The sequence below is a fragment of the Haloarcula pelagica genome, assembly GCF_030127105.1.
Classification (GTDB): domain Archaea; phylum Halobacteriota; class Halobacteria; order Halobacteriales; family Haloarculaceae; genus Haloarcula; species Haloarcula pelagica.
In genome coordinates, this window is sequence record NZ_CP126161.1 from 1,902,574 (window position 1) to 1,920,986 (window position 18,413).

Sequence of the window (18,413 nt, forward strand, 5' to 3'; positions counted from 1 at the left end):
CCCAGCTTCGGACACGCCTCTTCGCCGGACCTGGCCGTCTCAGACGATGTCGCCGGCGTCGGTGTCCTCGACGACGTTCGTATCGAGGTCGATGTTCGTGATGAGGTCGACGAGCGCTTTCAGTTCCGGGAAGGTGTAGACGGTCATCCCGAGGTCGCCGCCGTCGACGGTGATCCGGGAGTTGATGACGAAGACCAGTTCCGAGTCCGGCCAGCCGCCCATCTCGTCGACGATGCCGCTTGCCGGGCCGTAGACGAAGTTGGGCGTCCCCATGTCGATGGTCGTTCGGAGGACGTTCGCCCAGCCGTCGATGAAACCGGAGGTCATGATGTTGCCGATCTCCTGCATCGCCGACCGCTCCATCTCGCTGAACCCCTCGCCGTCGCTCGGTTCACCCATGCCGCCCATCATCGCGCCGGCCAGGCGCTTGCTGTCTGCCGGTTCCAGCATGAACAACACGTACCCGTGGGGGGCCTCCTCCAACGTGACGTAGATGCCGACCCGCTCGTCGGAGCCGATGTGTGTCTTCACGTCCTCGATGTCGAGGAAGTTGATCTGCGAGGTCCGAACGCCGGCGTCGAGCCCGGTTAGCTGCCCGAGGTGATCGGCGACGGTGCTCGATCCCTCCTTCGCCATCTGATTGAACAGGTCGAGCTTTCGTACGTCGACTTGTAGACTCATAGCTACGTATTCGGTCGGACCTGTATACGTTTTCCCCGCCTCACCCGGTCTCGGTCGTGGGTTCGTACGGACCCATTTCCCGGCAGTCGTCGGCGGGGTCCTCGTCACACCCGTAGCCGACTTCCCGAGTGATCGTCACGGAGTCGTAGTAGCGGCTCTCTGACTGCTCGGCCGCGGGGAGTCCCTCGACGACCGGGACCGGCCGGATCGCCTGGTGGTCGCAGGCCCGCATCGTCTCCCGGCCGATGCCCATGGCGTACTGGTGGCCTTCGAGTTCCCTGATGACCGCCGGCGGCTCGAAGGTCCCGGCGCGCTCGACCGCTGCGGCGTACTGGAGCGTCTGGCCATAGGCCAGATGTGCCTGGTCCGAGCCCAGCCGCCAGTCGGGCCGTTCCTCTGGCTCTCCGAACTCCCGCTGGAACGCCTCGCTGAACGTCTGGGACAGCGGCGTGTCGATGCTCGGGTCCCACGAGATGGTCCCGACGACGCCCTCGATGGCCTCGCCGGTCAGCTCCGCGGTGGTCCGACTCAACAGCGGCGCGACGATCTCGATGTCGTCGAAGACCTCCCGGGCCTGTCGGATCGCGTTCGCACCGTCGATCCCCCGGTACGACAGCGCCAGCACGTCCGGGTTGGCGGCTTTCGCCTCCTCTAGCTGCGGGCGGTATTCGGAGGTCCCGACGGTGGTCTGGGTGTCGCCCTGGTAGTCCCAGTTGTTGTCGAGCAACAGCCGCCGCAACTCGTTTGCCTGCGTGAACCCGAAGTCCGAGTTCGCGTGGAGGCCGTAGACGCTCGCGCGGTCGCCAAAGCGGTCGAGCAACACCGGGACGAGGGCCTGTGCCGCCATCTTCGGGTTGAACATCTCCTGAAACCCGTACCGCGAACAGTCCGCGCCGGTGACGTTCGTCCCCGGCGCGAACCCGATCATGTGGACGACGCCGCGCGGGTGACAGAGATCGAAGAGCTTCACCGCCGTGTTGCCCGACGACCCGCCGGCGATCATCACCGCCCCCTCGGAGGCGATGAGGTCCCTGGCGACGCTGACGGCGGTCTCGGGCGAGGACTCCGTGTTCGCGGTCACCATCTCGACGGTCCGCCCCAACACGCCGTCGCCGCTCAGCGACGGGAACTTCCCGCTGTCGACCCACCCACCGCCCTCGTTGAGGTGATCGACCGCGAGCCTGAACCCCCGTTCCTGGCGCTCCCCGTCGGAGCCGAACGGGCCGGACAGGGCGATCGGAAAGCCGAACGTGACGCTGTCCTCGCCGACGGGTTGGTTGGCGTACTGGCTCGGTGTCGCCGTCGACCCGCCGCCGTCACCGCCCATACAGCCGGCCCCCCCGACTGTTGCAGTCCCGGCCGCGACAGCCCGGAGAACCGCGCGTCTGGACGGTCCTTCACTATCCATCATGGGGGACAATTCGTTTCGTATTATTTAGTACTACACCTGTTGGTAATACTTTCCTGAGGATCCGTCGCGGTGGCCAGTCGGGTGGCATAGAGCGCCCGCGGGGCCGCTTCGACCCGGATTCACGGTGTCCCGACCCCCCGCCGTCGACAGCCGGGGCTGGTCGGTCGTCGATAGTGCGGAGAGAATACCGGTGTCCCGGCGAGGCCGGCGACGCTACCGGTCGTCGTCGTCGACCGGGAACTGTTCGTGTTCACGGACCGCGTTCAGGACGATCGCCGTCGAGACCGATCGGACGTGTTCGTCTGTCACGAGCCGTTTGATGTAGGCGTTCATCTCGTCGGTGTCCTGGAACTTCCCGATCGCGACGATGTCGTGGCTACCCGTGACCTCGTAGACGGCCAGCAGGTTGTGCTGTTCGCGCATCGACTCGGTGATGTCGACGAGTCCGTCGCCGTCGACCGAGAGCTGGAACACCGCCGTGACATCGTAGCCGAGGGCACCGTAGTCGACGCGGGCGGTGTACTCCTCGATGACACCGGTCGACTCCAGTTCGTCCATCCGCCGTGAGACGGTCGTCGCCGCGACGCCGGTCTCCGTCGCGACATCGCGTGCGCTGGCTCGGCCGTCCCGCAACAGCGCGTTCACGACCGCCCTGTCGATCTCGTCGACCATCCCCGGCGCTTACACCGCGTCCGGTCCGCTCTCGCCTGTCCGGACCTGGTAGGCCTCGTCGACCGGCAGGACGAAGATCTTCCCGTCGCCTTTCTCCCCGGTGTGGGCGCCGTCTTTGATCGCTCCGACGACATCCTCGACCGGTGCGTCGGCGACGACACACTCGATCTTGACCTTCTGGTGCAGGTCGACGACGTACTCCTCGCCGCGCCACTGGCCTTTCTTCGCGGGCTGTGAGCCCCGCCCGGAGACGTTGGTGACTGTCAGCGAGGGCGCGCCGACCTCCGCGAGCGCCTTCTTCACGTCACCGAGTTTGTCCGGCCGTACCATTGCCACGATCATCTTGATCTCGCGGTCGTCAGTTTCACTCATCCTTGGAACCTCCGTCGCTGCGGATCATTTCACTCACGTTGCCACCGTCGGCGACGACACCGTCGCTCCCGAACTCGGGGTAGGTCTCGACGCCGTGTTCGCTGACATCCAGCCCTTCCTGCTCGTGTTCGGGGGTGACGCGTGCCTGTCCGACCGACTTGAGAACGAACCAGATTGCGGCCGTCGCAGTGATCGTCCAGCCGCCGATGATGACGACACCGACGAGCTGTGCGATGAACGCGGGGACGATCGCGACACTACCTGCGGCGACGAACGGGTACAGCAGCGTCCCCAGCACGCCCGCACTGCCGTGGACCGGGAAGACTGCACACACGTCGTCGATGTTGAGCGTCCGTTCGACGAAGTTGAAGACGATCGGGAGCTGGGCACCCGAGAGGACGCCGACGACGAACGCGCCCCACCAGGCCGTGGTGTGGGGGATCGCCGTGATACCGACGAGGCCGGCAAGCAGCCCGTTTGCGACGTACAGCGTGTCGACCTTCCCCGTCTTGAGCCACGCGACTGCGGCGGCGCCGATGGCACCCATCGCCATCGAGATGGTGGTGGTCATCGCGACGCGGCCGAGCTGTTCGCCCAGGAACGCGTCACCGATGATCGCCGAGGTGCCGACGTTGAAGCCGTACCAGCCGAAAGCCAGGATCAACGTTCCCAGCACTGCGAAGGTCATCGAGTGGCCGGGGATGACGTTCGCGGAGCCGTCCTCGTTGAACCGTCCCATCCGGGGGCCGAGGATCGCCGCCGCGGTCAGGCCGGCGATGCCGCCCATGCCGTGGACGATCATCCCGCCCGCGAAGTCGGTGAAGGCGGTGCCGGTGATGACCTCGACCAGTCCCGGGCCCGTCGAACTCCAGGTCATCGCGATGACGACCGGGTAGATGACTGCGGCCAGCAGGAACGTGTAGGTCATGTACGCACGGAGTTTCGCGCGACCGGCCACCGCCCCGGAGACGATGGTCGCGGCGGTCATCGCGAACACCGCGCCGTAGAGCCAGTCGATCCAGCCCGTCCCGCTGGTCATGAAGGCGGCCGAGAAGCCGCCCCCACCTGCCAGCGAGGCGATGCCGGAGCCGATCCCGAAGAACACCGTTACCCCGACCGACCAGGTCAGGAGGTTCTTCGTCAGCTGGTTCGCGACGTTCTTCGAGCGCACCTGCCCGGCTTCGAGCATGGCGAAGCCGGCGTGCATGAAGAAGATCAGGAACGATACCACGAGGATCCACGTGTAGTTGAGTGCGTCAGTCGTCACCTGGAGTGGTGCAAGTACCATTTTTTGTGTTCACCTGTTTCAGTTTAGTTCGAAGTTTAGTTTGAACGTCCAACTCTATCGCCGCTCGCTCCAACTTTCGTCACTTCGTTCACGGAGAAGTCTCTTGGCAGAGGTATACATAAGGGTTTGCTTTATGAAAGTGGAAATTGGGAGGTGTTCAGTAGACGATTGTCCGAATTACCGTACAATATTATCGATATAAGGTTGTTCTCCGTCAAGAAATGAAGCGTCTGTCCGCGAAAATTTTGGACGAACGTCGACCGCTAGACCGGCGGCTCAGGCCGATATCGGCCCGATTTGCTTGCGCGCACCCCCGCTCGGCGGGTGTTGCCAGCGGCGGCAAGGTTATGGGGCTGTATTCGAACGGATCTATTGTAACGAGCAATACTATTGGAGGAAACCTGTCGAAAGCTTCGTATATCCAAACAAATTTGCCAATCTTCCGGAATATGAACGTACATAACGAACCAGCTATCCCACAGGTGACGACCGAGGACCGCGGTATCGCGAACGCGCAGGGCGCCCTCGATGTCGTCCAGGCCACGTCGGTCACCGTCGACGAGGAGATCGCCGCGATCGACGAGCGCGCCGGCGAGCAGGCGACCGACGCTGCCGACCAGACGCTCCTGTTGCGGCGCGAGGACGGCCAGAGTACGGTCGAACTCCGCACCTCTCCCGTGGGGACGACCGGCGTCCGGCGGTCGGTGACAGCGCTGTCGGCACCGCCCTTCCTCCGGATCGTGACCCGCTGATGTTCGGGGTCGACCGTGACGGCCGGCTCTCGTTCGTGACCGAGGAGTTCGCGACGCTGCTGTCGGCGGACTCGGCGTCACTGACGGGCAGACAGCTCTCGTCGCTGGTCACGGCCGACGACGCCGAGACCGTCGAGCGTGCGATTCAGGCCGTCCGCAGCGCCGACGACCGGGAGACACGGGGCTGTCAGGTCACCTTCGACGGCGACGAGCGCCAGCTCCCCGCGACGGTCGAGGTGACGGCCGCCGACGGTCCGGTCGTCTGTGCGGTCCACCGCTCGACGAGCGTCCACGATCGGTTCGACCACCTCTTCGATCTCATCGAGGACCCAGCCGTGGCCTTCGAGATCGTCGACGGGACGCCCGTCGTCCGCGCCGTCAACGTCTCCTTTACCGCGACCTTCGGGCACGACACGCCGGACGCCCTCGGCGAGTCGCTCAACGAACTCATCGTCCCCGACGGGAAAGACGCCGAGGCGACCGACTACGACCAGCGCACCGCCGACGGGAAGACGAACCACGCCGTCGTCTCCCGGCAGACCGTCGACGGTCGCCGGGAGTTCGACTACCACAGCGTCCCGTATCGGGCCGAGGACGGCCGACGGTACGGCTTCGCCATCTACACCGATGTCACCGAGGACCGCCGTCGACAGCAACGGCTGCGGGTGCTCCACCGGGTGTTGCGACACAACCTCCGGAACGACCTCTCGGTGGTCCTCGGTGCGGCCCAACACCTCGGCAACGCCGTGACCGACACGTACGCGGAGACGATGATCGAGCGGATCCTCGACGCCGCGGGACGCATCGACGCGGTCAGCCAGCAGGCGAAGGAGGTCGAATCGGCCCTGGCAAACACCACCTCCCGAGCGGTCGATCCGGTCTCGCTGGCCCGGAGCGTCGCGAACAGCTATCCCGAGGTGGCGTCGATCGAGACCGATATCCCCGCCCCAGTCGCAGTCCCGGGCGGGCCGGGGGTGTACGACGCGCTGGACAACCTCGTCGAGAACGCCGTCGAACACACGCCCGACGGGACCGAGGTCCGGGTCCGAATCGAGCGAGACGGCGACGAGATCTTTCTGCGGGTCGAAGACGACGGCCCGGGCATCCCCGATATCGAACGCGCGGCCGTCTTCGAGGGCGAGACGATAACCACCCTCCAGCACGGCAGCGGGCTGGGGATCTGGCTCGCTCGCTGGGTCGCCGAGTCGGCCGGCGGCACCCTCGGTTACGACCGCGTGGCCGGTCGGACAGTCGTCACGATCAGGCTCCCCGCGGTCGAGCGTGACGGCGACGTTCTCGCCCTCGACCCCGAGGGGTCGGAACTGGAGACCCTCTCGGAGTAGGACTCAGCGCCTGAGCGCCGCGGTCAGTGCCACGCCCGCCAGGACGAGCGCGGCCAGCGCCAGCGGCGGCAACTCGAAGGAACTCGCGCGGAACAACACCGCGGCGACGACGGCGGCCCCGGCCACCAGCCCCGTCGTCCCGGCGGTGTGGCTCAACTCCAGGCGCCGGCTCCGGGCCTCGCCCAGATCGTCCCGGAGTTCGAGCGCCGAGTGGGCGAACGTCCAGGCGAGTACCGTCCCGACGCCGCCGGCGAGTACCGTCGTCGTCGAGGCGCCCTGGACGCCGGCGAGCAGGACCGCGCCGAACAGCGCCGCGCCGACGAGGTTCGCCAACAGCCCGTTGTCGGCGAGCCAGCTCCCGGCAGCGCGACGAGTGCGAGGAGCGCGGCGGCCGTCGAGAGCGGGCCGATCCCGGCGACGAAGAGCGTCCCGACGGTCGCCAGCCCGGCCGCGAGCGCACACCCCTGTCCCGTCTGTGGCGCCATCACCGACCACCTCCGGCCTGGCCGAGGAGTCCCTGCAGCGACCGACCCTCGGCCCAGTCGTACACCTCGACGCCGGCCGCCCGCAGTTCCCTGAGCCGATCGCCCCGCTCTAAGCGGGCCAGCCGGTGACCGGCCGTGTTGGTCGCCGTCGCGTCGGGGCTGACCACCGTCACCGGGTGGCCCCTGGCGGCCAGCCGGCGGGCGACGCTCGCGCTCTCGTCGTCACACAGCGGGCTCAGGAAGATGACGTTCGCCGCCGCCGGGAGCTGTGCGAACAGCCGGTCCACGTCGGGCGCCTCGGTCACCGGCGTCGCCGTGAACGCCCGGTCCTCCCGGAGCCGCTCGCGTGCCTGCCGCCGGTGGGACTCGCTTTGCCCCGGTGGCAGCCAGCTCTCCTGGGGGAGAGAGCGGCCAGTCCGACCGCGTGGCCGTCCTCCGGCAGCCCTTCGACGAGCGCCAGCGCGGCCGTCCGCGACCGCTCGACGGCGGTCTGTGCCGTCTCCGCGGGCGCGACGGCGGCGGCCTGCCGGCTGTCGACGAGGACGATCACCGTCGCCGCCTGCTCGCGCTGGAACTCGACGGTCGTCAACTCGCCCGTGCGGGCGTAGCGGTTCCAGTCCACCCGGGATAGGGGGTCGTTCGGCCGGCGCTCCCGGACGGCGTAGAAGGACTGCCCGGCCCCCCCGTCGTCGACCGGGACCTGCCCGGGCCGGCGGTAGACGGCCGGGATCAGCGCCAACATCGCCTTGCCGCTGGGGCGCTCCCAGGTGACCGATTCCGGCTGTACGTCGATCCGGTCGTGACGGGCGACCACGCCGACCACGTCCCGGACGACGACCGTCGCCGGGTCGAACACGCACCGGTCGTTCCCGCCGGTCATCTCGTAGGTCACGGTCGTGCTCGCGCCCGGCCGGAGGCTGGTCCCGACCGACGCGGAGCCGTCGACGACCCGCACCGTCTCCGGGACGCCGTCGGCCACGCGAACGTCGGGGAGGGTCCGGTCGCCCTCGTTGCGCACCGTCAGCCGGACGGTGACCGATTCGCCGATGCCGGGGTCGGTCGGCTCGATGGACCGCTCGACGGCGACGCTCGCGGCCGGCGGGACCGCCACCCGGTCGTAGGCACCAAGCGCCGCGCCGACCCCGCCGAGCAGGACCAGCGCGGGCGCCTGTGCGACCAGGCCCACCGCCGCGGCCAGCAAGGCGGCCCCGGTCAGCCCGAGCCAGCGCCCGGTCTGGTGGACGCTGCCGCCCGCGCTTTCGCTCATCGGTCGTCCTCGCGCGCGAGCAACTCGGTCGTCACGGCACCGACCCAGCGGTGGAACGGCCGCACACCCGAGAGCCACCCCTCGATCCGGGCGCGCAACGACGGGCGAATCTCCCCGCGGGACAGCACCGCCGCCGCCCGCCCGTCCTCGGTCCAGGTGCCCTCGGCCAACTGCTGTTCGGCCGCCGAGCGGGTCAGGCCCCGCCGTTCCAGCACCGAGAGCGCGACCGACTGGAGCCGGTCCCGGATCGCCTTGCCGTCCCGGCCGGCCGACAGCGCCGTGTCGACCTCGTCGCCGGGGATCGTCGCCGTCCGGCTGTCGGTGTCGGGCAGCCTCGGTCGCTCGTCTCCTTCGAGCGAGTGGACCAGCAACGCCAGGAGCGCGAAACTGCCGGCGACGACCGCGACGGCGATCAACAGCAGGTTCCGGGCGTCGTCGGGGACGACGGCGACGCCGACCGCGCCCAGCCCGACGGCAAGCACCGTCGCGCCCAGGCCGACGGCCAGGGGCACCGGCCGCAGCCCGTCGCTCATCGGTCGTCCTCCGGACCGACCGTCGCCCGGTCCAGCGCCTCCGTGGCACGCTGTTCCAGTTCGGCGGTCGGCTGTTCGCCGCCGTATCTGACCCGCTCGAAGGTCTCACGCAACTGCTCGAGCGCGTCGGGGTCCTCGCTGGCGCCGGCCAGCCGCCGGGCGTACTCCCGGGGAGTGGTCGCGCCGTCGGCCGGCCCGAGCCGCTCGGTCAGGTCGGCCCAGGCCCGGTACACGTCGTTCGAGAGCGGCACGTCGATGCTGTCGGTCGAGTACGTCGGCGTGTCCGCCGACTCGCCGGGGGTCACGAACGCCTTCTCGGTGTCGTCGTCGGGGGTCTCACCGCCGCCGGCAAAGCGCCAGACGGCGACGACCACCGCGGCGAACGCGACCACGAGCGCGCCGACGGCCGGCGAGGAGAGCGTGGGGAGCAGCGAGCGGGCGCCGCCGTCCTCGGCCGGCGGGGAGGCGTCGCTGGGGTCGTCCGGTCCGGGGTAGTCCGCGCCGGGATTGTCGATCTCTCTGTCGTCCATCTCGGGGTCGATACGATCCCGACCGGTGCTCGCGTCGAGGCTCGCGGCACCGACGCTGAACGACAGCAGGGCGACCGCGGCCACGACGGCCACGAGGAGGGTCTGTCGTCGCATGTGCGTGTGCGTGTGGTCCTGGCGGTTGAATAGGTTCGGGGTCTGTCTCAGAGCCGGTCGGCGATGTCCTCGGCGAAGTAGGTGAGTATCAGGTCCGCGCCGGCGCGTTTGATCGACAGCAGCGACTCGTGGGCCACCGCTTCGAGGTCGAGCCAGCCCTTCTCCGCGGCGGCGTGCAGCATCGCGTACTCCCCCGAGACGTTGTAGGCGGCGACGGGGTGGTCGTGGGCCTCTCGGACCTGCGCGACGATGTCGAGATACGGCAGCGCGGGCTTGACCATCAACACGTCGGCGCCCTGCTGGACATCCAGGGAGACCTCGCGGCGGGCCTCGCGGGCGTTTGCGGGGTCCATCTGGTAGTGCCGCCGGTCGCCGAAGGCGGGCGCGCCGTCGGCGGCGTCCCGGAACGGGCCGTAGAAGGCCGACTCGAACTTCGCGGCGTAGCTCATGATCGGCACCGCCGTGTGGCCGTCCTCGTCCAGGGCCTCGCGGATAGCCCCGACCATGCCGTCGATCATGCCCGAGGGCGCCACCATGTCGGCGCCGGCCCGGGCGTGGCTGAGGGCGATCTTCCCCAGCAGGTCGAGCGTCTCGTCGTTGCGGACCGTCAGCGTCGGGTCCTCGGCGGCGCCGTCCTCGAGGACGCCACAGTGGCCGTGAGCGGTGTACTCACACAGGCAGACATCCGTGACGACGTAGGCGTCGGTCTCGGCGGTGATCCGGCGGGTCGCCTCTTGGACGACGCCGTCCTCGGCCCAGGCCCGGGAGCCGCGTTCGTCTTTGGACTCGGGCACCCCGAACAGCATCACCGCCTGGACGCCGGTCTCGCGGATCTCCTCGACACGGGCGACGGCCTCGTCCACGGGCACCCGCTCGTGGCCTGGCATCGTCTCGATGGGGACCCGCTCGTCGGTCGTCGCGTCGACGAACACCGGGGCGATCAGGTCCGAGGCGGCCAGGTCGGTCTCGCGCACGAGCGGCCGGACGCCGTCGGTCCGGAGCCGGCGCGGGCGACGTGTCGTGTCCATACCCGGTGTCGGGCAGTGAGAGCCATGAACCCACCGCTTGCGAGGCTGCCCGCCACCGCAGGACAGAAACGATTTATCCGCGGCCCCGCCACAGGGCGATAGATGGCGACCGACACGAGCCGCGGCCCGGTCAGAACGTTCGCGGAGGACTACGGCCTGCTCGTGGTCGCCGCCGGCTTCGCGCTGCTTGGCGTGGCCGGCGTCGCGCTCTACGTCTTCGGCGATACGGCCTACGCCGAGCGCCTGCTGGAACGGTACGGCCTGGTGGCGCTGTTTCTCGTCTTCGTTCTGGAAGGCGCTATGTTGCTGTATTTCGCACCCAGCGAGGCGTTGGTCCCGGCGGCGGTGGCGATCCTCGCCCGGACTGGTGGCGGCTACGACCTCCCGAGCGTCGCCGCGATCCTCGCTGTCGCAGTGGCGGGCGCGACGGTCGGCCAGACCGCGCTCTTTCTGCTGGCGAAGCGGGGCGGCCGCGAGTGGTTGCTCGACCGGCCGTGGTTCCGGGTGAGCGAGGACCGTCTGGATCGCTTCGGCCACATGTTCGACCGGTTCGGTATCCTGGCGGTGCCGCTGAGCAACACCTTGCTGTTCACCCGTGGGATGTTGACCGTCCCGGCCGGCGTCGCGGGCATGGAGACGCGCCGGTTCGTCGCGCTGTCGGCGCTGGGGACGCTGTCGTTCGAGGTGCTGCTGGCCGCGACGGCGATGGGCGTCCTGGAACTGGTCTGACTACTCGACCGTCTCGATGCGCTCGCGAAGCCAGTCGGTCGCCGCCCGAACCCGGTCGGGGTCGTCGCCGGTGACGGTCACCCGCCCCGGCGTCCCGTCTTTCCGGGGGTAGCTCCCGACGGCGACGCCGAACCGCTCGCGGGCCTCGGTGATCTGTGCGACGACGGCGCCCTCCGGGGCCGGGGTGTGGATCGTCTCTGTCGTCCGGTCGCCGCCGAAGTCGTCGGCGACGGTGGCGAACATCGCCCGTAGTTCCTCGGGGATGCCCGGCAGGACGTAGACGCCCTCGACGACACAGCCCGCAGCGAAGCTCTCGTCGGTCAGCAGCGGCTCGGCCCCCTCGGGGATCGCCGCCCAGGCGTCCAGATCGAGGTCCATCTCGTAGCGGTCGACCATCTCCGGGTTGTCGTCGGCGAACCGCTCGGCCTTCGCTTCGAGGTGGGCCCGTACGTCGTCCGGGACGACGAGGTCCCGACCGAACGCCCGCGCGACGGCGGCTTTGGTCACGTCGTCCGGGGTCCCGCCGATACCGCCGGTCACGACGACGGCGTCGAACGAGTCGTGAAAGCGGGAAACGGCGTCGGCGATGACGCCTTCCTCGTCCGGAACAGTGAGGATCCGCGTGACCCGTGCCCCGGCCGCAGCGAGTCGCTGTGCCAGCCACGTCGCGTTCGTGTTCTCGGTTTCGCCGGCGAGCAACTCGTCGCCGACGGTCACCAGTGCCACGTCCATACCTCCCCGTCGGGGTCGGCGGCGGTAAGGGTGGCGCCGACCGTTCGCTTCCCCGACAGATATTTACCCGTTGGACGGCGTTGTTCCGGTCCGATGGACGAAAAGACCGAGGAGCTCCGTGATATCTTCATGGATGTCTCCGGCGAGGAACGCGTCACGGAGTCCCAGGAGGACACCCGTGGCTCACTGGCTGACGCGGACGAGGAGTCGGTGTCGGACCGGCTTCGCGCGGTCGTCGCCCGGATGCGCGACCGGTACGACTTCCGGACCGACTTCGACGACGCGGCCCTGGAGACGGTCGTGCGCGGGTTCTACGAGGGCGAGAGCGACGCCGAACTGGCCGACCGGCTCGACGCCGACGAGGACGCCGTCGTCCGCGCCCGCCTCGACCTCCACCTGATCCGGGAGACAGACGACGACGCGCCTTTCGACGTTGCCACGTTCCGCAAGCGGGTCGTCACCGACGACGCCACGGCCGCCGACCTGGCCGCCGAGTTCGGCGTCGACGAGGCGACTGCTGCCCACTACCGGGCCGTCGTCGCGGCACAGGCCGCCGCCCGGCAGGTGAGCCACCGCTTCCAGAGCGAGTTCGAGGACGCCCTGGCCGAGGCCGGCCTCTCGACACAGCACACCGCCGCGGTCCGGGAGACGGGGCTGGACGAGGCGACGGAGGACATCGACTCGCTGGACTCGGACGCCGACGTATCGATGTGAACCCTTTTGCCCGAAGCCGGGGCCAGACCCCCCGTGCCGGACACCCACACCTTTCGCGATCTGGAGACGGCCGCGTACTGCCCGCGAAAGCTCTACTACCGCCGACGCGACGGGCCACCGGATATCCCCGACGACGTGGGTCGCGTCCGCGACCTGGCCTTCGACTACGGGCGACTCCTGACCGACGACGCCGCGTTGCTTGCCGCCCCGTTCGACGTTGACCCGGCCACGGTCCGGGACCGCCTCCGGGCGGCCCGCGACCGACTCGACGCCTGGGACGCGCTGGTCGACCCGGCCGTCCGCGACGCGTATCTCGACGGGAAAGACGCCCGCGGCGTCGCGCACAAACTCGTCGACGGTGTCGACGGCCCGGTTCCGTCGCTCGTGTTCGCCGGTGCGCCGCCCGACCAGGGGGTCTGGGAGCCCCAGACCGTCAGGCTCGTGGCGGCGGCGAAGGCGCTCTCCTGGGAGCGCGAGCGATCGGTCGAACACGCCTACGCCGAGTATCCGGCCCACGGCGTCGTCCGCCGGATCGAAGTGACGGCCCGGCGCGCTGGCGTCTACCGGGCGGCGTTGCGGACCGCCGAAGCCATCGACGGCCCGCCGGCCAGAGCCGACAGCGACGCGAAGTGCTCGCCCTGTGAGTACCGCGAGCAGTGTGGCGTCAGGACGCGGTCGCTACGCTCGCTCCTGTGAGTCGGCGAGCCAGGCCTCGACGGCGTCGGCCCGCGCGCCCCGCCGGTGGATCGTCCCCGCTTCCACGTCGACGACGGTCGAGCCGGTCCCGCCCGTCTGGCCGCCGTCGAGGGCGACCGCCGCCCGCTCGCCGATCGCGTCCAACTCCGCGACCGAGGTGGCGCTGGGGTTCCCCGAGATATTGGCGCTGGTGGCCGTCAGCGGCGCGACCGCGTCGAGCAGTTCCAGCGCGACCGGGTGGTCGGGGATCCGGACGCCGACCCGGTCGCCGCCGTCGACGAGTACGTCCGGGACGACCGACCGGCGCTCGGCGACGACCGTCACCGGTCCCGGGAGGAACTCCCGCATGAACGCGACCTCACGCTCCGTCAGTCGGGTGTACTCACGCGCGGATTCGATGTCGGGCACCGCGAGCGAGATCGGTTTGTCCCGTGCTCGGCCCTTCGCCTCGAAGACCCGCTCGACGGCCGCGGGATCGAGGGCGTCCGCGGCCAGGCCGTACACCGTCTCGGTGGGGTAGACGACCAGCTTCCCGTCGCGGACGGCCGCCGCGGCGGCATCGATGTCGTCGCTCATCTCAGAGCTGGGCTTCGACCGTGTCGTAGTCGGGGAAGGAGGGCCACTGCTGGCCAACCCAGGCGTACTCGATCGTCCGGTCGTCGTCGAGGACGAACACCGCCGGGCGGGGCTCCTCGATGCCGGCCATCCCGTCGGTGTCCATCGCGATGCCGTACTCCTGGGCGACGCCGTTGCCCGGGTCCGAGTACAGACGGTAGTCGCCCCCGATCGACCGCTCGTCGAGCAGGTCCTTGTGGGCGTACGGCGTCGAGATCGAGAGGCCGACGACCGTCGCCGACTCGTGCCAGCCCCGGTCCCGGATCTCGTTCCAGACGTACGTCGCCGGGAAGGCCCCGTCCATCGGGTGAAAGACGAGGACGACGGGGTCGTCGCTCTCGGCACACACCGCCGAGAGCGCCACGTCCTCCCAGTACTCGTCGTTCACGAGCGGCCGGGTGAAGTCGGGCGCCTGCTCGCCTTCGGCGGGCGGATCGGCCGCGCCAAGATCGACGATGTCGAAGCCGAGGTCCATCAGGCCTCACCCCTGTTGGCTGTCTGCGCTTCGTCTCCGTAGGTCCGCTCCAGGTACTCGACGATGTTCGCGGATTCGCTCATCGTGATCCCGGTGTTCTCGTCGACGATGGCCGGGACGGTCCGCTTGCCGGTCAGTCGCTTGACCACGTCCCGTTCGGAGTGCATCGGTTCGATGAACCGCGAACGGTACTCCAGGCCGTGTTCCTGGAGTACCCGGACGACGCGTTCACAGAACGGACACGCCTGCAACCGGTACAGGGTGATCGCTGGCTCGCTCATACCCCCCGTAAGACCGAACCGAGGGTAAGGGCTTCGCCACTGCTCTGCCATGACAAGTCTTAATCCCCGTCCATTACAACTCGGACCGTTGATGGCCCTGGACCCACCTGTGTCGTTCGCGCTGGCTTCCCTGTTGCTCCAGTCAGTCCCGGTGTTCGGCGTGGAGATCCCACAGAACGTCATCGTCGGTACGGGGCTGGTCACGATCGTCGTTCTCATCGGGCTCTCGGCGTTTTTCTCCTCCTCGGAGATCGCCATGTTCTCGCTGCCGGCCCACCGGACCGAGGCGCTCGTCGAGGACGGGATCAAGGGCGCGAAGACGCTCCAGCAACTGAAGTCCGACCCGCACCGACTGTTGGTGACGATCCTGGTCGGGAACAACCTCGTCAACATCGCGATGTCCTCGATCGCGACGGGGCTGCTGGGCTTTTACCTCTCGCGTGGCGAGGCGGTGCTGGCCGCGACCTTCGGCATCACCGCGATCGTCCTGCTGTTCGGCGAGAGCGCCCCCAAGAGCTACGCCGTCGAGAACACCGAATCCTGGGCGCTGACGATCGCCCGGCCGCTGAAGTTCGCCGAGAAGGCACTCATCCCGCTGATCCTCCTCTTTGACTACCTCACCCGGATCGTCAACAAGATCACCGGCGGCCGGTCGGCGATCGAGACCTCCTACGTCACCCGCGAGGAGATCCAGGACATCATCGAGACGGGCGAACGCGAGGGCGTCTTAGACGAGGAAGAGCGGGAGATGCTCCAGCGGACGCTACGGTTCAACAACACCATCGCCAAGGAGGTCATGACCCCGCGGCTGGACATGACCGCCGTCGCGAAGGACGACTCCGTCCAGGAGGCCTTAGAGACGTGTATCCAGAGCGGCCACGCGCGAGTCCCGGTGTACGAAGGCAGCCTCGACAACGTCATCGGCATCGCTCACATCCGCGATCTGGTTCGGGACCTGAACTACGGCGAGGCGATCGCGAAAGACATCGCGCTCGAAGACCTCATCGAACCGACGCTGCACGTCCCCGAGTCCAAGAACGTCGACGACCTGCTGACCGAGATGCGCAAAGAGCGCATGCACATGGTCATCGTCATCGACGAGTTCGGGACCACCGAGGGGCTGGTGACGATGGAGGACCTCACCGAGGAGATCGTCGGCGAGATCCTCGAAGGCGAGGAGGAAGAACCGATCGAGTACGTCGACGACGACACCGTCGTCGTCAAAGGCGAGGTCAACATCGAGGAGGTCAACGAGGCGCTGGAACTGGAACTCCCCGAGGGCGAGGAGTTCGAGACCATCGCCGGCTTCATCTTCAACCGCGCGGGCCGACTCGTCGAGGAGGGCGAGACGATCACCTACGACGGCGTCGAGATCCGTGTCGAACAGGTCGAGAACACCCGGATCATGAAAGCCCGCGTCGCCCGCCTCGACCAGGACGGGGGCGACGCGACCGACCCCGAGGAAGCCTCGACCGAGTAAACTCCTCACGGTCGCTACTGCGGTTTCTCGCCGGTCAGAGGGCTACTACTATGTGGCTCTGTGTCGACTGGGAAGTCATGACACTGGAGACGCCCGATCTCTCGGGTAGTACGGCGTTTATCACCGGCACGACCCGCGGGATCGGGAAGGCGATCGCGCTCGCGCTGGCCGAGCGGGGCTGTAACGTCGTCTCGACGGGCAAGACCAGCGAGGAGGGCGACTACGGCGAGGAGCGCGACCTGGAGGGATCGATCGAACAGACCGCCCGCGAGGTCCGCGAGCGAGGGGCGGAGTCGCTGCCGATCCAGCTCGACGTGCGCGACCCCGAGGCGGTTCAGGCCGCGGCCGACCAAGCGATCGATCGCTTCGGCACCGTCGACATAGTCATCAACAACGCCAGTGCGATCCAACTGGCGACCGTCGAGGACCTGCCGCCCAACCGCTTCGACCTGCTGACGGAGGTCAACGTCCGCGGGACCTACCTCGTCTCGCGGGCCTTCATCGACCACCTGAAAGGCGTCGAGGAGGGGTGGATCCTGACGAACGCGCCGCCGGTCACCGTCGACCGGAGCCCGGGCTCGGGGCCGTACCTCTGGTCGAAACTCGGGATGTCGTTCGTCACGCTCTCGCTGGCCGGCGAGCTGAGCGGGCACGACATCGGCTGTAACACCTTCTGGCCGGTCACCGCCATCGACACCCGGGCGACCAGACACTTCGGGCTGGGCACCGAGGACGACTGGCGCACGCCCGACGTGGTCTCCGACGCCGTCCTCCAGATCCTCCGGCACGACCCCGCGGAGTTCACTGGCGAGTCGCTGTACGACGAGGACATCCTCCGAGCGGCCGGCGTCGCCGACTTCTCGGAATACAACCTCACGCCCGGCGACCCGGCGCCGACCTCGGCACAGATGATCGATCCCGACTACAGCCGGCCGGAGTAGTCAGAGCCCGTCGACCAGCGCGAACAGGCCGTAGCTCACCGCGAACGCCAGCGCGAGCGATCCGATCCAGGCCAGCACCGTCTTGCCCATCTTCGAGCGGCTGACCTCGCCCCCGCCGGCGGCCGCTCCGGAACCGACGATCGCCGAGACGATGATCTCGTTGAACGAGACCGGCACGCCCAGGAACACCGCTGTCTGTGCGATGATGAAACTCGGGATCAGCGCCGCGATCGAGCGGCGCGGGCCAAGCGAGGAGTAGTCCTGTGCGATCGCCTTGATCATCCGCGGTGCGCCCGTCCAGGACCCCACGAGCAGGCCGACGCCGCCAAAGAGGAGGACGCCGGTGATCGGGATCGCCGCAGTCGGTCCCTCGCCGAGCAACGGGAGCAGCGGACCCAGCGCCAGCCCGACCTGACTCCCGCCCGCGGAGAACGCGACTAGGCCACCCAGCACGAGCAGGAAGTGCCGCTGGCCGGCGTCGAGATCGCCCCGCACGTCCCGGTACAGCAGGCCGCCCGAGAGCAGCGCGACCACGAGCGTGACACCGACGACGGTCGGGAGCTGGGCCGTCCCGGCGGCGGTCGCGAGCGCCTGTGCCACCGAGGCCTGCTCGCTCCCCGGTGCCAACAGGACGAACCGGACGTTGGCCATGATCGCACCGACCAGCGCGCCCAGTCCCGGCACCAGTAGCTCCTCGCTGGTCCCCTCGTGGCGCAACAGCCAGGCCGTCGCGAACGCGATGCCGCCCCCGACGAACGGCACCGCGACCCACAGCGAGACGATCTCGATGTACTTCGCCGTGGCCGGCTGGCCGCCCATCGCCAGGCCGACGCCGACGACGGCGCCCGTGACGGTGAACGCCGTCGCGATCGGGTAGCCCGTGAAGATACCGACCGCGACCAGGGCTGCGGCGGTCAGCAGCGCGACGATCGCAGCCGCCGCCGAGAGCCCGCCGCCTTCCGGGAAGACGATCAGCCCACCGCCGACCGTCTCGGTGACGTTTGCACCCTGCAGGACGGCGCCGGCGAGCCCGAGGATGCCGACGAAAAAGCCCGCCCGCATCACCGAGATCGCGTTCGCCCCGACGGCCGGCGCGAACGGTGTCGACCCCGAGGAGCCGGCACCGATCGTCCAGGCCATGAACAGACTCGCCGCTGCCGCCACCACCAGCGTCACCAGCACACTCGTCGCGACCATCTACCCCGGCGTTTGCCCTACCCTGCAATGAGCCTACCGCTCGACACGGCGGATTTCCACCTGAAACGAAGGGGTAT

The 18,413-nt window shown here is 68.7% G+C and carries 23 protein-coding genes; 7 read left to right on the forward strand and 16 right to left on the reverse strand.

Annotation, left to right across the window (positions count from 1 at the left end):
- Positions 1 to 39: 39 nt before the first annotated feature.
- From P1L40_RS09980 to P1L40_RS10000, 5 genes are all read right to left on the reverse strand, one after another.
- A complete protein-coding gene (locus tag P1L40_RS09980) occupies positions 40 to 681 on the reverse strand; it encodes a chemotaxis protein CheC (protein ID WP_284006720.1) in 642 nt (213 codons plus the stop codon).
- 40 nt (positions 682 to 721) lie between these two features.
- Positions 722 to 2,008: an ABC transporter substrate-binding protein gene (locus P1L40_RS09985; RefSeq protein ID WP_284006721.1), complete on the reverse strand. Its 1,287-nt coding sequence runs from the start codon at positions 2,006 to 2,008 to the stop codon at positions 722 to 724.
- 297 nt (positions 2,009 to 2,305) lie between these two features.
- Positions 2,306 to 2,764 (reverse strand): HTH-type transcriptional regulator Lrp, encoded by a 459-nt coding sequence (lrp, locus tag P1L40_RS09990; RefSeq protein WP_284006723.1) that lies wholly within the window; start codon positions 2,762 to 2,764, stop codon positions 2,306 to 2,308.
- A gap of 9 nt (positions 2,765 to 2,773) precedes the next feature.
- Positions 2,774 to 3,136 (reverse strand): nitrogen regulatory protein GlnK1, encoded by a 363-nt coding sequence (locus tag P1L40_RS09995; protein ID WP_284006725.1) that lies wholly within the window; start codon positions 3,134 to 3,136, stop codon positions 2,774 to 2,776.
- Entirely contained in the window at positions 3,129 to 4,424 is a 1,296-nt protein-coding gene (locus tag P1L40_RS10000; protein WP_284006726.1) for an ammonium transporter, read from the reverse strand. The genes P1L40_RS09995 and P1L40_RS10000 overlap by 8 nt, the downstream gene beginning before the upstream one ends.
- Before the next feature lie 449 nt (positions 4,425 to 4,873).
- Here P1L40_RS10000 and P1L40_RS10005 point away from each other — a divergent pair, with 449 nt between their 5' ends.
- Entirely contained in the window at positions 4,874 to 5,176 is a 303-nt protein-coding gene (locus tag P1L40_RS10005) for a hypothetical protein (RefSeq protein WP_284006727.1), read from the forward strand.
- On the forward strand, positions 5,176 to 6,519 hold the full coding sequence (locus P1L40_RS10010) for a sensor histidine kinase (RefSeq protein WP_284006728.1): 1,344 nt from the start codon (positions 5,176 to 5,178) through the stop codon (positions 6,517 to 6,519). The genes P1L40_RS10005 and P1L40_RS10010 overlap by 1 nt, the downstream gene beginning before the upstream one ends.
- A gap of 3 nt (positions 6,520 to 6,522) precedes the next feature.
- Here the strand turns inward: P1L40_RS10010 and P1L40_RS10015 are convergent, their stop codons facing one another.
- From P1L40_RS10015 to hemB, 6 genes are all read right to left on the reverse strand, one after another.
- Positions 6,523 to 6,852 (reverse strand): DUF7519 family protein, encoded by a 330-nt coding sequence (locus P1L40_RS10015; RefSeq protein WP_284006729.1) that lies wholly within the window; start codon positions 6,850 to 6,852, stop codon positions 6,523 to 6,525.
- A 151-nt stretch (positions 6,853 to 7,003) separates the two neighbouring features.
- Positions 7,004 to 7,309, reverse strand: coding sequence for a phospholipase D-like domain-containing protein (locus tag P1L40_RS10020; RefSeq protein WP_284006730.1), 306 nt, complete (start codon positions 7,307 to 7,309; stop codon positions 7,004 to 7,006).
- Positions 7,306 to 8,271, reverse strand: a complete 966-nt coding sequence (locus P1L40_RS10025; protein ID WP_284006731.1) for a DUF7507 domain-containing protein — start codon at positions 8,269 to 8,271, stop codon at positions 7,306 to 7,308. Before P1L40_RS10025 ends, P1L40_RS10020 begins: the two co-directional genes overlap by 4 nt.
- Positions 8,268 to 8,804 carry a DUF7269 family protein gene (locus tag P1L40_RS10030; protein WP_284006733.1) on the reverse strand — a complete coding sequence of 179 codons (537 nt, stop codon included), beginning with the start codon at positions 8,802 to 8,804 and terminating at the stop codon, positions 8,268 to 8,270. Before P1L40_RS10030 ends, P1L40_RS10025 begins: the two co-directional genes overlap by 4 nt.
- Positions 8,801 to 9,448 (reverse strand): DUF4129 domain-containing protein, encoded by a 648-nt coding sequence (locus P1L40_RS10035; RefSeq protein WP_284006734.1) that lies wholly within the window; start codon positions 9,446 to 9,448, stop codon positions 8,801 to 8,803. Before P1L40_RS10035 ends, P1L40_RS10030 begins: the two co-directional genes overlap by 4 nt.
- Positions 9,449 to 9,495: 47 nt before the next feature.
- Entirely contained in the window at positions 9,496 to 10,476 is a 981-nt protein-coding gene (gene hemB, locus P1L40_RS10040) for a porphobilinogen synthase (protein ID WP_284006735.1), read from the reverse strand.
- A 102-nt stretch (positions 10,477 to 10,578) separates the two neighbouring features.
- On the opposite strand from hemB, the gene P1L40_RS10045 reads away from it, so the two are divergent.
- The gene (locus P1L40_RS10045; RefSeq protein WP_284006736.1) at positions 10,579 to 11,205 is read left to right on the forward strand and encodes a DedA family protein; all 627 of its coding nucleotides are present in this window, start codon (positions 10,579 to 10,581) and stop codon (positions 11,203 to 11,205) included.
- Here P1L40_RS10045 and P1L40_RS10050 read toward each other — a convergent pair whose 3' ends face one another.
- Entirely contained in the window at positions 11,206 to 11,937 is a 732-nt protein-coding gene (locus tag P1L40_RS10050; protein WP_284006737.1) for a competence/damage-inducible protein A, read from the reverse strand.
- Between the two features lie 93 nt (positions 11,938 to 12,030).
- Between P1L40_RS10050 and P1L40_RS10055 the strand changes: the two genes are divergently transcribed.
- Positions 12,031 to 12,651, forward strand: a complete 621-nt coding sequence (locus P1L40_RS10055; RefSeq protein WP_284006738.1) for a conditioned medium-induced protein 4 — start codon at positions 12,031 to 12,033, stop codon at positions 12,649 to 12,651.
- 33 nt (positions 12,652 to 12,684) lie between these two features.
- Complete coding sequence (locus P1L40_RS10060) at positions 12,685 to 13,347, forward strand: CRISPR-associated protein Cas4 (protein ID WP_284006739.1); 663 nt, start codon at positions 12,685 to 12,687, stop codon at positions 13,345 to 13,347.
- On the opposite strand, the gene P1L40_RS10065 is transcribed toward P1L40_RS10060, so the two are convergent.
- Genes P1L40_RS10065 through P1L40_RS10075 form a run of 3 tightly spaced genes read right to left on the reverse strand, consistent with a single transcriptional unit; the run spans position 13,330 to position 14,718 of the window.
- Complete coding sequence (locus P1L40_RS10065; protein ID WP_284006740.1) at positions 13,330 to 13,923, reverse strand: L-threonylcarbamoyladenylate synthase; 594 nt, start codon at positions 13,921 to 13,923, stop codon at positions 13,330 to 13,332. The two genes, P1L40_RS10060 and P1L40_RS10065, sit on opposite strands and share 18 nt — an antisense overlap.
- 1 nt (position 13,924) lies before the next feature.
- Entirely contained in the window at positions 13,925 to 14,437 is a 513-nt protein-coding gene (locus tag P1L40_RS10070) for a redoxin domain-containing protein (RefSeq protein WP_284006742.1), read from the reverse strand.
- Positions 14,437 to 14,718, reverse strand: coding sequence for a glutaredoxin family protein (locus P1L40_RS10075; protein ID WP_284006744.1), 282 nt, complete (start codon positions 14,716 to 14,718; stop codon positions 14,437 to 14,439). Before P1L40_RS10075 ends, P1L40_RS10070 begins: the two co-directional genes overlap by 1 nt.
- A gap of 91 nt (positions 14,719 to 14,809) precedes the next feature.
- Here P1L40_RS10075 and P1L40_RS10080 point away from each other — a divergent pair, with 91 nt between their 5' ends.
- Together P1L40_RS10080 and P1L40_RS10085 are read left to right on the forward strand one after the other, a co-directional pair.
- On the forward strand, positions 14,810 to 16,198 hold the full coding sequence (locus tag P1L40_RS10080; RefSeq protein WP_284006746.1) for a hemolysin family protein: 1,389 nt from the start codon (positions 14,810 to 14,812) through the stop codon (positions 16,196 to 16,198).
- Between the two features lie 77 nt (positions 16,199 to 16,275).
- Positions 16,276 to 17,139, forward strand: coding sequence for an SDR family oxidoreductase (locus P1L40_RS10085; protein WP_284006747.1), 864 nt, complete (start codon positions 16,276 to 16,278; stop codon positions 17,137 to 17,139).
- On the opposite strand, the gene P1L40_RS10090 is transcribed toward P1L40_RS10085, so the two are convergent.
- The gene (locus P1L40_RS10090; protein WP_284006748.1) at positions 17,140 to 18,336 is read right to left on the reverse strand and encodes an inorganic phosphate transporter; all 1,197 of its coding nucleotides are present in this window, start codon (positions 18,334 to 18,336) and stop codon (positions 17,140 to 17,142) included.
- Positions 18,337 to 18,413 lie beyond the last annotated feature (77 nt).